The organism is Bacillus sp. ISL-45 (assembly GCF_018613195.1).
Taxonomy (GTDB): Bacteria; Bacillota; Bacilli; order Bacillales; family Cytobacillaceae; genus Mesobacillus.
This window is the reverse complement of sequence record NZ_JAGGQQ010000005.1, coordinates 146,700-158,613: the sequence shown is the minus strand read 5'-3', so window position 1 is coordinate 158,613 and position 11,914 is coordinate 146,700. Positions and strand designations below refer to the sequence as shown.

The window sequence follows — 11,914 nt, the reverse complement described above, 5'->3', positions numbered from 1 at the left end:
TTAAGCTCCTGACCCCAGAACTTCAACTTTTTCTACAAATTCCAGTCTTTTCAGTCTCGCGAGCAATTCATCCATTTCGACTCTCATTTCGGTGACATTCAAGCTCAGCGTTACATTTGCCCTGCTTTGCAGAGGAATGGTCTGATGGATGGTCAAAACATTGCAGCCAGTTGCAGCAACCGTGCTCAGCAGTTCAGAAAGCGTCCCAGACCGATCTTCAAGCTGAAAAAACAGCGTAATGATCCGTTCCTTCACAATTGTATGGAAAGGAAAAACGGTATCACGGTATTTATAAAATGCACTTCGGCTCAAATCGACACGTTGAACTGCATCCCAGACTGACTCTGCTTTACCGCGCTCGATCATTTCCTTTGCCTCGAGCGTTTTCTTCATTGCCTCAGGCAGGACATCTTCACGAACAAGGTAAAACTTCCTATCTTGATTTTGCTTCATCTCCACCACCCCATCCGTTTGCTGGCTTTTTTTATTCTTCTTGCTGCCACGATTCTGTTTTTTAAAGAGGAAAGCCGATTAGCCTGTTTCTGGCTAATCGACCTTCTAAAATCATTTAAGCCTATTCCACGAATTCAAATTCATATTCAAGCAGCTTCACTGTATCTCCGTCTTTCGCGCCTCTTTCACGAAGAGCATCATCAATGCCCATACCGCGCATCTGGCGGGCGAACCTTTGGACAGATTCATCTCTAGAAAAATCGGTCATCTTGAACAGCCTTTCAATACTGTCACCCGAAATGACAAATGCCCCATCCGGTTCACGAGTAATCTGGAATTCCTGCTCCGCTTTTTCGTGTTTGTACATAACTCGAGTTTCATCTTTTTCTAATTCCTCTTCATCAATGAGAGGGAACTCAGGAGTCTTTTCAATCAGGTCAGCTACCGCGAACAATAATTCACGCAGACCTTCTCTTGTTACAGCCGAAATTGGGAAAACAGGGTGCTCATCTCCCAGTTTTTCCTTGAACACTTTCAGGTTTTCTTCCGCGTCTGGCATGTCCATTTTATTGGCCACGATTACCTGCGGTCTTTCAGTCAGCCTCAAGTTATATTCCTTCAACTCATTATTGATTGTCAGATAATCCTCATAAGGATCGCGGCCTTCCGTTGCAGCCATGTCAATAACGTGGATGATGACCCGTGTACGTTCGATATGGCGCAGGAACTGATGCCCAAGACCCACTCCTGAATGTGCTCCTTCAATAAGTCCAGGCAAGTCTGCAAGCACGAAGCTTCTGCCGTCTTCTGTTTCGACCATACCCAGGTTCGGTGCAATGGTCGTGAAGTGGTATTCTGCAATCTTTGGCCTAGCTGCTGAAACAACAGACAATAACGTCGATTTCCCGACGCTTGGGAAGCCCACGAGCCCCACATCCGCAAGGAGTTTCAACTCCATGATGATTTCTCTTTCTTGTCCTGGTTCACCTTTTTCGGAAAGCTCTGGTGCCGGGTTGGCTGGTGTTGCGAAACGCGAGTTACCGCGTCCGCCCCGTCCGCCCTTTGCGATGACAGCCTTTTGCCCATGCTCTACAAGGTCAGCAATGATTGCGCCGGTCTCGGCATCGGACACGATTGTCCCTGGTGGAACCTTTACGATCATATCCTTCGAATTTTTACCATGCTGGTTTTTAGACATTCCGTGCTCGCCGCGCGGTGCCTTGAAATGGCGCTGGTACCTGAAATCCATCAGCGTGCGCAGTCCTTCCTCAACCTGGAAGACCACATTCGCACCATTACCGCCGTCGCCGCCAGCCGGGCCGCCCTTCGGTACATACTTTTCACGTCGGAACGCGACCATTCCATCGCCGCCGTCCCCGCCTTTTACATAAATCTTAACCTGATCGACAAACATTATGTCATTACCACCTGTCTGAAATTTGTTATCGCTTTTATGTTTCCCTAGAGTGATTCCATAAAAACTTCTATCGTCAATTCCCCATCGACCACGCCATCCGAGATAACTTTCATGTTATCACCAGGCTGCTGGTCGAGGAAACTTTTCAAGCGATTTTTATCATTTATTATTCCGCTAAAATCAAAAAAGAACCCGATTCCTTTCTCCTGCGGCTCAATTGTGACGGAGAGATGATTTTCCTGATATTGTTCAATCGAAGAATTCAATGTATCAAAAAGCTGCTCTGTCCAGCCAGTCAACAGCTGGTCATCTAATCTGTGGAAGTTCTGGGAGTCCATTACTTCATATTCCAATTGGAAATGATGATTCTCCCAATTGCAGGTTAACAATTTAGAGGCAAACTGAGGAAGATGTAAATTAGATAGCTTTGCATCCTGCCTGGCTTCCATGATAATTTCTTCAATAATCTCTTTAGCCCGGTCCACTTTATTCAGCGATAAATTCCCTTTAATTAATTGAAGCTTATTCATCCAATCATGGCGTGCATGGCGCAAAACCTCGATTGTATCCCACTCTTTCTTCATACACATACTCCTACTCATAAGACTGCTTGGTGTAAGTATAACAAAAAAGCCATTCTGCGTAAGCTAATTATGTATTTATATGTTGGTTGGACCTATAAAATCGTGATTTATATTAACCTTAATTACTGTCATAACACCCTATTCGGGCATTAATGAATTTTTTGCTTCATTCAGCAGATCACAATTATGGAGCATTCAATACATAAGAACTCCATAATGCCATCAATAAGCTTTCAAAATACAAGAAAACCCTAACCGCAGTGGTTAGGGCTTCTCTTTAGCTTACGCTTCTTGAGCTGCTGGATAAACACTTACTTGCTTGCGGTCACGGCCAAGACGTTCGAATTTAACGACGCCGTCAACCTTAGCGAATAGAGTGTCATCTCCACCTTTACCCACGTTTACACCTGGGTAGATTTTAGTTCCGCGCTGACGGTAAAGGATAGAACCACCAGATACGAATTGACCGTCTGCACGCTTAGCGCCAAGGCGCTTAGAGATTGAGTCACGTCCGTTCTTAGTTGAACCTACACCCTTCTTAGAAGCGAAGAATTGAAGATCTAATCTTAACATTTGTTCCACCTCCTACTGTTTGAAGGTTAATTTTATATGCTTTCCGTACTCTTTTTCCATCGATTGCAATGTAATGACCATGCTTTCGAGGAGCAGTTGGATTTTCTCCTGTGTATCCGCCGGCAAATTGTCGGGGATTTCACAGCGGAGAAAACCGTCGGCGCCTTGTTCAATGTCAGGGGTGATACCTGTCAAACCAATGATGGAATTGACAGTCCCGATCGAGATGGTCGAAACACCTGCACAGACAATGTCACTGCCATGGGCAGCGAATCCAGCGTGGCCGCTAATCGTAAACGATTGGATGCTTCCGGATTTTGTACGATTAATCGTTGCACGAATCATGGTAATCTGCCTTAATTAAGCGTTGATCTTTTCAATAACAACTTTAGTGTAAGGCTGACGATGACCTTGCTTCTTACGATTGTTCTTTTTCGCTTTGTACTTGAAAACGATGATTTTCTTTTGACGGCCGTTCTTTTCAACTTTAGCAGTTACAGTTGCGCCTTCAACTACTGGGCTACCAACTTTAACGTTATCGCCACCTACAAAAAGAACCTTGTCAAAAGTTACAGTTTCGCCTTCAGTAGCGTTCAGCTTTTCAATGTAGATTGCTTGTCCTTCTTCTACCTTTACTTGCTTGCCGCCAGTTTCGATAATTGCGTACATTCCATTGCACCTCCTCATTAGACTCAGACTCGCCAACCGCAGGCGTTTGCGAATTTGCAAAGCTTAAATACCTGAAGTGTGCGGTTGTAGCACGGGTGCTACAAACAATAACATTAAAATATTATCATATGTTTAGCGAAAGTGTCAACATAATAATACATGTTCTTTGGCTCAACCTGATTCTGTCAAAGCACCAACCTTAAGGATTTCATAAAAAGGTTTCGCCGCATCTGACAACGAGAATTTTATCTTAAGGCCCAGTGCTTTTTCAAGCCTCAGTTTATGGATATCGGCCTCACCGGAAAAATGCTTGATGACCTCATTCGTCGCTGCTATGAGAACTACTTCATATTCAGAATTTTTGTATTCCCACAACGAGCGCTCAAGTCTGTATGCAACGGTTTCCGAGCTCAGCACCTGCCCCGTACCTCCGCATGTCCAGCATTTTTCAGTCAGCGTCTCGGCCAGCGACTGCTTCGTTTTCTTTCTCGTCAGCTGAAGGATTCCCAGCTCGGTAAAGCCGATGATCCTTGTCCGCCGCTCATCCTGGAGCAGCTCTTTTTGAATGAGTTTCTGCACCTTGTTCCGTTCACTATCATTCTTCATATCAATAAAATCAATCAGAATGATGCCTGCAAGATCTCTGAGCCTGATTTGCCTTGCCGCTTCGACTGCAGCATTCAGATTCGTTTTCGTGACAGTGTCACGAAGATCCGTTTTGCCGGAAAACTTTCCTGTGTTCACATCGATCATTGTAAGTGCCTCACCCTGGTCAATGACCATGTAGGCTCCTTTATCCAGCCAGACCATCTTTTTTAGCAGCCGCTCGATTTCTTGCTCGATTTTATAAAAGGAGAAAATATTTTCTTTGCCATTATAAAACTCTGACTCTATACCTTCTGGATGATTCTGCTGAATTCTTTTTTTCATATCGAGACAATCTGTGATCACTTCCACATTTTCAACAGATAGAAGTGCCGCCATCGCCTGCTCAAAAAAGTAGTCACGGCTGTGAACGATCCCCGGCTTCTTCATGGCTGAAATGGACTTTACCATTTGAGCGTATTGATCCCGCTGCTGTTCCAGCTCACGCAAGATGACTTGCTCTGTCTGACTCAGGCTTTCAGTCCTGAAAATGAGGCCTTCTTCAGGCGTTTTAACCTGGCTGGCGAATTCTCTCCATTTATCCCTTGTTTCTGGTGATTCTGCCTTTTTAGATACAGCTATGTATTTTCCGTGAGGCATATAGACAAGGTTATCACCCTGTAATTCGATGATTCCTGTCAGCCTTGCCCCTTTTGTCCCGGCCGCATCTTTTTCAACCTGTACCAGCAGCTTTTCTCCTTGGTGGACATAGGAAGAGATTGAACGATTCGCTTTATTTTCGTCATCTGAAAGTACATAGGATGGGAGCTTATCTTTCTGCAGGAAGCCGCTTATTTCTTCGCCAAAATTGACGAATGCCGCATTCATCCCTGGAATAACTTTTTCGACAATGCCAAGGTAGACATTCCCGACCAGCGATTCCTGGCCCGGCTGTTCAATATATATTTTTTCGACTTCGCCATTCTTGACCATAGCGAAGCGCTTTTCTCTCGAATTTGCATTGATAATTAATTGGTTCATTGATTCTCCCTACTCGCAAAAAAATGCAGCGCAAAAGGTGTCTGCGCTGCATTCATTATCCTATTTTAGAAGGTGTAAAGCAAATCTCCTATTTTCGCTGATAATAACTTCTCACTGAAAAAAGCATGGAGCAATTCATTCTCGTCCATGACCATTTCCTTGCCGTCCTGCTGCTTGACGATAATGGGATGCTTGCAGCCGCGCTGGAACTTTTCCAATACATGGCCGACCATTTCATTCTCTGTTGCGTTGATCGGCTTTAGCTCTCTCAAGTCCAACTGCTTTCCATAATGCCGCTCCATCAAAAAACGCATGAAGATAAAACGCCGCTGCTTCCATTCATAATAAATAGAAAAGGCCAGGAAACCGATGATGACCCAGACATTCAATGTCAAAGGTGCGATAACGCTTAGAATCACCGAAAAGATAACGAGTGATCCTGCTGAAACAAACAATGTACGCAAATGGGCTTCCTGAAAGGATTTATTCATTGATAATAAAATGAACACCAGCTTGCCGCCATCCAATGGCCAGATTGGGATAAGGTTGAACAGCAGAATCATCATATTATATTCGATGAACAGCAGATGCCATTTTTCCGGAAGAATCCCTGCAATTAACAGCAAATAGGAGAGTGCCATCATCCAAACATGCTGCAGGGGTCCTGCCAGAACAACAATCAATTCCTCTTTTAACGGCCTGTTCCCGTGCTCATCCATTTCAGCTACCCCGCCAAATGGAAGCAGAGCGATCTTCTTGATTCTCCACGAAAAAAAAGAAGCTGCAGCACCATGTCCCATTTCATGAACAAAAATAATCAGCAGCACCATCATCAACTCTATAAAATGCGCGGTCACAACCGCAAGGGCGATGATCACCCACAACAAAGGATGGATGTGTATTTTTCGCAATAACGCAATGGCTTTATTCAAACTTGATCACCTGGACGGGATCTATGAAGTCATCCCCTTTTTTAATGGCGAAATAAAATGAACCCTTTATTCCATCCGTACTGTCCATTGCCGTACCTACCTTCGCTCCTTTAGAGATATACTCGTAGAGGCTGACATCGATTTTATCGAGGTTTCCGTACCATGTTTCACTCTTGTCTGCATGCTGCACAATGACCGTTTTACCGAAACCTTCCTTCATGCCTACAAAGTGGACAAGCCCTTCATCCATCGCTTCCACGCTGGCACCCTTGCCGGTCTCAATCTGAATTCTCTGGCCATTGTCCCCAAAATCCTCAAGGATTTTCCCGGAAGCAGGGAGTGCATATTGAGCGCCTGGGTTCAGTTCCTGATTGGTTTCTTCATCTTCACTTTTTTGTGCCGGAAGCAAAGCTAGAGGCTTGCCAAATTGGTCTTCATACCAGTTTGAAACGGCAGCAAACTGAAATTCCTGGTCCATCGTATGCTTCACATATTGCTGGATGGTTTCTGCTTTTTCTGATGGACTCCGGAAAATAATCGCAATGATCAAAACGAGGCATGCCGAAGCGAGCACTTTGAATAAAAAAACTTCCTTCTTGAATAGAGGATGCCCCCCTTCCCCCGGCCCTATGTCATAAGATGGAATCCTGTCAAAACCATGCCGTTCTTCCTCGGTTGAAAATAAGCGGTTATGGCTCATTTTCTCCATTCTTTCCCGCTCTCTTTTCCTCTTCATCATCCTTCTGCGTATATCATCAGCTCTCGAGTTCATCCAATCCCCACCATTCCCCTTGTACTCTAAGTTAGTACAAGTCTATGACCTGTCCAACAAGAGTATGACAAATTCGTATAATGGGACTGACCTAGGTGAGTTTTTTGTTGTAATCTCCAGTTTTTGGGGCAGGATTATCTTGTGTCCTCAATTTTTCAGCTCTGGATGGTCTTTAGAACTCTTCTTATGACCATGACACCCCTTTTTCCGATCTCCATGTTCTTTAGAAACCTTCTTACGACCATGACACTCTCTTTTTCCGCCTCTGGATGGTCTTTAGAAACCTTCTTATGACCAGCACAATCTCTTTTTCCGCTCTTCATGGTCTTTACCGTTTTTTCGTACCCAGAATTATTTCTAAGTGGGCAGCCAACGGCTTAATAATGCGGAGGACCTTAAGGTGATACATACATAAAAAAAAGCATCTGCCCTCGGTCAAGCGAGTTCAGATGCCTTTTGATCAGCGGACACCGAAGAACTTTTTAATCTTCGAAAATACGCCTTTATTATCATTATCCAACTGCTGCAATGGAACAGACTCACCAAGAATTCTCCTGGCAATGTTCCTGTACGCAATGGATGCTTTGCTATTTGGATTCAAAGCGATTGGCTCTCCGTGGTTTGATGCTTTGATGACCTCATCATCATCGGCCACAATCCCGATTAAATCGATAGAGAGATGTGTCGTGATTTCATCCACATCCAGCATGTCGCCATTTTTCATCATATGGGTGCGGATCCGGTTGATGACAAGCTTTGGTGATTCAACATTTTCCTCTTTTTCAAGCAGGCCGATAATCCTGTCTGCATCCCTGACCGCTGAAACCTCAGGGGTAGTAACAACAATAGCCTTGTCAGCACCAGCAACAGCGTTTTTATAGCCCTGCTCGATTCCTGCCGGGCAATCTATGATGATATAATCATAATCCTGCTTTAGTTCATTCACTAATTTTCTCATTTGTTCTGGCTGGACCGCCGTTTTATCGCTTGTCTGTGCCGCTGGAAGCAAATATAGGTGGTCATCGAAGCGCTTATCTTTTACAAGGGCCTGATGGATCTTGCATCTTCCTTCTATTACATCGACGAGATCATATATGATGCGGTTTTCAAGCCCCATGACAACGTCCAGGTTGCGCAAGCCGATATCTGTATCGACAAGGCAGACTCTTTTGCCTTGAAGGGCCAAAGCTGTACCTATATTAGCAGAAGTTGTTGTTTTGCCAACTCCGCCTTTTCCGGATGTAACTACTATCGCTTCTCCCAATTTAAAGGCCTCCTTCAAATCTAGTTAAATTAGGTCTTTTTTTCATTAAAACTTGCAATCTATCAACTACAATCTGTTGACTGTCCGATATGTAAGCACATTCCATCACACGGTTTTCTTCATCGGGAACATGGTCCGGAGCCCGGTTGATACAATCACTGATCCTAAGTTGTGATGGCTTCATGACAGAAGCAGCAATGACTGCTTCGTTATTGCCTTCCGAACCTGCATGTGCAACCCCTCTTAAAGCACCCATGATAAATATATTTCCTGTCGCTTTCACTGTTCCTCCGGGATTGACATCTCCAATGAGCAGCAAGTCACCAGTTATCTCAAGAACCTGTCCTGAACGGATCACTTTGGCAACAGACACGATTTCTGTTTCCTGACGAAGCTTGTCGGCCTCCTCCCTTGTGATCACATTCGTCTCCAGATCCTCGACGATTAAGTTCCTCTTCTGCCGGATCAGGTCTTTCAGCTCTTCTTCCTGAGCTTTTGAAAGATATCTATTTCCTACTTTCACCTTAACTGAAAGCAGCTGCTGCTCTTCCTGGACACGTGAAGAATTGGAAAGCTTCCTGTCGAGCTCCTTCTTCAGTTCATCGTAGGAGCAAGTATCATCCAAATGGAGCGTAAGTCCATCTTTTGTTCCTTTTATTGTCACATTTTGTGTTTTCTTCATACTGGATGTTCACCTCATACGAAAAGCGCAAGCGCCTTGGTCAGCCCCGATCAGCATTGGAGGGCCAACCAGTGAAGTCGTTCTTTGACTTCATTGGCCGGACCGAAACGTCTCGAGGGGCTAGGCGCTGGAGCTAGACACTAATCTAAGTGTAAAAGTTAAACTTTCTACCTCAGAACAAAAAGCGCAAGACAATTGTCTGCTATAAAAAGTAATTTCTAATATTACTGAAAGAAATTCGACAAGTATCCGCCAAACTCCTTTATTTGAAAAACCGTGCTCACTGCTTTCTAAAATCCAGCCTGCTTATATGAGTAAAAATACTTTTCCTTAAAAAAGTACAGACAACCACTATTATTCGTTTCTAAGCCAGTCTGCAGCATTCTCGAACTGTTTTTTAAATGGATAGGCAGCCAATATGATAAAGGCAAGGTTTAGAATCAATGTTGGGACTAGTCTTATTTTAACATAGGTCGAAAAGTCCAGGTCAGTAATTTTTATCAGCAGCATCAACTCGTAGACTCCTACCTCCAGAAGCACAATGCCAAGCAGGGATAGTATGGATACAATTAAAATATTGGTCTGCAGGATCCTCATCATGTTTGCGGCCAAATAAGCAATGAACGGGAACATGAATAGATAGATCCCGATGATTTCCGTGTAGACGATATCAAAAAGGAGTCCAAAAATTAGCCCATAAAGGATTCCATGTTTTGGGCTCAGGTACGCCGTCAAAAATAAAATCCCTGCCATGAGGAAATGCGGTACAAGAATCCGGTCACTGTTGAATAACTCGGCAGGCAGCAATTCAACAAACAAACTTTCCAGAATGAATAAAAAAGCGAAAAGAGCAGGGAGCAAGAAACGGATCAATTGCCTTCCTCCTCGCCTTCACTATCTTCCAAGCTTTCTTCTATGTCTACTGATATCATTGATTTTTTAACAACCATGACATGTTCCAGGTCATAGAGATTTGCTTCGGGCTTAATATATGCTGTTTGATTTAAGCCAAATTGATCAGGGACAACTTTGACAACCTTGCCAATTGGAAGATCTTTCGGAAAGATGCCGCCCATACCAGTGGTGACGACATTTTGTCCTTTTTCAATTTCCGCATTATATGGAAGTCCTTTTAATAAAAGAAGCTCATTTTTCTTGTCATATCCTTCGATCGTGCCATAAAGCGGCTTGTCAGCCTGCAGGATTGCAGAAATCCTGTTAGTCGGGTCAATTGAGCTGATTAGCTGCACGGTTGCCGAAAATGGTGTTGTGCTTTTGACTTTGCCAATTAAGCCTTTTGATGTGATAACGGCCATATTTTTTTCAATTCCGTTGGAAGCGCCTTTATTGATGATGATCAGTTCATTCCATCGTTCAGGACTTCTGGCAATCCTGATAGCCTGGATTGGCTCATAGTCTGCTAGTGATTCTTTCTTATCTAAAATTTCCTGAAGCTCCTCGTTTTCTTTTTCAAGGGAGTATACTTTCGCTTCAAGGCGGGCCATATCATCTACGCGTTTCTTCAACTCTTTGTTTTCCTGATATGTATTTTGCAAGTCTTGAAGGTTCTCAATTAAACCAGCGATATAATTGGCCGGCCTGGAAACAACGGATTGCACCCAGCTGGTCGAGTCTTTGATAAACTGCTCGGGCCACGTCAATTCTTCTCTTTCCCTTAAAGAAAATCCAATCAATGCCACGAGGACAATAATGCTCACAAGCAGCATTATCAGGCGTTTATTAAAAAAGAACTGTGGCATGATTTACACCTCTAATCTATAAAAATGGATGACAGAAAGGGAGGGAAGTGGATAATCCCCGCTTCCCTTCCCTATTACCTTGATTCTTTTGCTTTAGTCTTGAATAAATCGATATGGTCCAGTGCCTTTCCGGTACCGATTGCCACACAGTCCAGCGGATCTTCGGCAATCAAGACCGGCATCTTTGTTTCTTCACTGATGACCTTGTCCAAATTACGGAGCAAAGCACCTCCGCCTGTAAGGACAATTCCTCGGTCCATGATGTCAGAAGCAAGTTCTGGCGGTGTTTTTTCCAGGGTAAGCTTCACAGCATCAACAATGGCGTATACTGTGTCACGCAATGCTTTGGCAATTTCTTCTGCCGTGATTTCAATTGTTTTCGGCAGGCCTGTCAGCAAGTCACGACCGCGGATTTCCATATTTTCAATGCCATCCGAGTCTCCTGCTGAACCGATTTCCATTTTAATTGCTTCCGCTGTTCTCTCACCAATCATCAGGTTGTAAGTTTTACGGATATAATTGATGATAGCGTCATCCATCTCATCACCCGCAATGCGGACAGATTGAGATGTAACGATTCCTCCAAGAGAGATAATCGCGACTTCTGTCGTACCGCCGCCGATGTCGACAACCATGCTTCCAGTTGGTTCCCATACAGGAAGATTGGCTCCAATCGCGGCTGCAAACGGTTCCTCAATCGTAAAAGCATCCCTGGCGCCAGCCTGGCGAGTCGCATCAATAACCGCTCGTTCTTCAACCGCTGTAATGCCAGATGGAACGCATATCATGACATACGGCTTGCCGGCAAACCAGCCCTTATTCTTCGTTGCCTGTTTGATGTAGTACTTCATCATTGTCGCTGTTGTCTCATAATCAGCAATGACACCATCCTTCATCGGCCTTAACGCGACGACATTTCCTGGTGTACGTCCGATCATGTTCTTTGCATCATTTCCTACAGCGACGATATTTTTTGTATCCGTCTGAAGTGCCACTACGGACGGTTCTCTTAAAACGATTCCTTTTCCTTTAACATAAACAAGTGTATTAGCAGTACCAAGGTCGATTCCGAGGTCTCTTGTACCAATCCCAAACATATTTGTATCTCCCTTTCTTAACAAAAAATGCAATAAAAGAACAGGCAATCTATAACAAAATTAGTTGAATGTTCATAGGCAGATT

At 44.0% G+C, this 11,914-nt stretch carries 15 protein-coding genes and 1 other annotated feature; all 15 genes read right to left on the bottom strand.

What is annotated here, in order from left to right; genetic code table 11:
• Positions 1-453 carry an ACT domain-containing protein gene (locus tag J7E35_RS06235; protein WP_214738747.1) on the bottom strand — a complete coding sequence of 151 codons (453 nt, stop codon included), beginning with the start codon at positions 451-453 and terminating at the stop codon, positions 1-3.
• Positions 454-574: 121 nt separating this feature from the next.
• A complete protein-coding gene (gene obgE / locus J7E35_RS06230) occupies positions 575-1,867 on the bottom strand; it encodes a GTPase ObgE (RefSeq protein ID WP_214778015.1) in 1,293 nt (430 codons plus the stop codon).
• Positions 1,868-1,914: 47 nt separating this feature from the next.
• Positions 1,915-2,454: a Spo0B C-terminal domain-containing protein gene (locus tag J7E35_RS06225; RefSeq protein ID WP_214778012.1), complete on the bottom strand. Its 540-nt coding sequence runs from the start codon at positions 2,452-2,454 to the stop codon at positions 1,915-1,917.
• Between the two features lie 282 nt (positions 2,455-2,736).
• A complete protein-coding gene (rpmA, locus tag J7E35_RS06220; protein WP_041964011.1) occupies positions 2,737-3,027 on the bottom strand; it encodes a 50S ribosomal protein L27 in 291 nt (96 codons plus the stop codon).
• A 12-nt stretch (positions 3,028-3,039) separates the two neighbouring features.
• Entirely contained in the window at positions 3,040-3,372 is a 333-nt protein-coding gene (locus J7E35_RS06215) for a ribosomal-processing cysteine protease Prp (RefSeq protein ID WP_192471523.1), read from the bottom strand.
• A 15-nt stretch (positions 3,373-3,387) separates the two neighbouring features.
• Positions 3,388-3,696: a 50S ribosomal protein L21 gene (rplU, locus tag J7E35_RS06210; protein WP_214778011.1), complete on the bottom strand. Its 309-nt coding sequence runs from the start codon at positions 3,694-3,696 to the stop codon at positions 3,388-3,390.
• Positions 3,697-3,711: 15 nt separating this feature from the next.
• Positions 3,712-3,792: a sequence feature (ribosomal protein L21 leader region), on the bottom strand.
• A gap of 75 nt (positions 3,793-3,867) precedes the next feature.
• Positions 3,868-5,322: an Rne/Rng family ribonuclease gene (locus J7E35_RS06205; protein WP_214778009.1), complete on the bottom strand. Its 1,455-nt coding sequence runs from the start codon at positions 5,320-5,322 to the stop codon at positions 3,868-3,870.
• 65 nt (positions 5,323-5,387) lie between these two features.
• Positions 5,388-6,254, bottom strand: a complete 867-nt coding sequence (locus tag J7E35_RS06200; RefSeq protein WP_214778007.1) for a M50 family metallopeptidase — start codon at positions 6,252-6,254, stop codon at positions 5,388-5,390.
• A complete protein-coding gene (locus tag J7E35_RS06195) occupies positions 6,247-7,026 on the bottom strand; it encodes a M23 family metallopeptidase (protein WP_214778005.1) in 780 nt (259 codons plus the stop codon). The genes J7E35_RS06200 and J7E35_RS06195 overlap by 8 nt, the downstream gene beginning before the upstream one ends.
• Positions 7,027-7,181: 155 nt before the next feature.
• Positions 7,182-7,349: a hypothetical protein gene (locus J7E35_RS06190; RefSeq protein ID WP_214778002.1), complete on the bottom strand. Its 168-nt coding sequence runs from the start codon at positions 7,347-7,349 to the stop codon at positions 7,182-7,184.
• Between the two features lie 137 nt (positions 7,350-7,486).
• Positions 7,487-8,290 carry a septum site-determining protein MinD gene (minD, locus tag J7E35_RS06185; protein WP_192471519.1) on the bottom strand — a complete coding sequence of 268 codons (804 nt, stop codon included), beginning with the start codon at positions 8,288-8,290 and terminating at the stop codon, positions 7,487-7,489.
• Position 8,291: 1 nt separating this feature from the next.
• On the bottom strand, positions 8,292-8,972 hold the full coding sequence (gene minC / locus J7E35_RS06180) for a septum site-determining protein MinC (RefSeq protein WP_214778000.1): 681 nt from the start codon (positions 8,970-8,972) through the stop codon (positions 8,292-8,294).
• A 354-nt stretch (positions 8,973-9,326) separates the two neighbouring features.
• Positions 9,327-9,845, bottom strand: a complete 519-nt coding sequence (gene mreD / locus J7E35_RS06175; RefSeq protein ID WP_214777997.1) for a rod shape-determining protein MreD — start codon at positions 9,843-9,845, stop codon at positions 9,327-9,329.
• The gene (gene mreC / locus J7E35_RS06170) at positions 9,842-10,732 is read right to left on the bottom strand and encodes a rod shape-determining protein MreC (protein WP_214777995.1); all 891 of its coding nucleotides are present in this window, start codon (positions 10,730-10,732) and stop codon (positions 9,842-9,844) included. Before mreC ends, mreD begins: the two co-directional genes overlap by 4 nt.
• 74 nt (positions 10,733-10,806) lie before the next feature.
• On the bottom strand, positions 10,807-11,829 hold the full coding sequence (locus J7E35_RS06165; RefSeq protein ID WP_214777993.1) for a rod shape-determining protein: 1,023 nt from the start codon (positions 11,827-11,829) through the stop codon (positions 10,807-10,809).
• Positions 11,830-11,914: the final 85 nt, after the last annotated feature.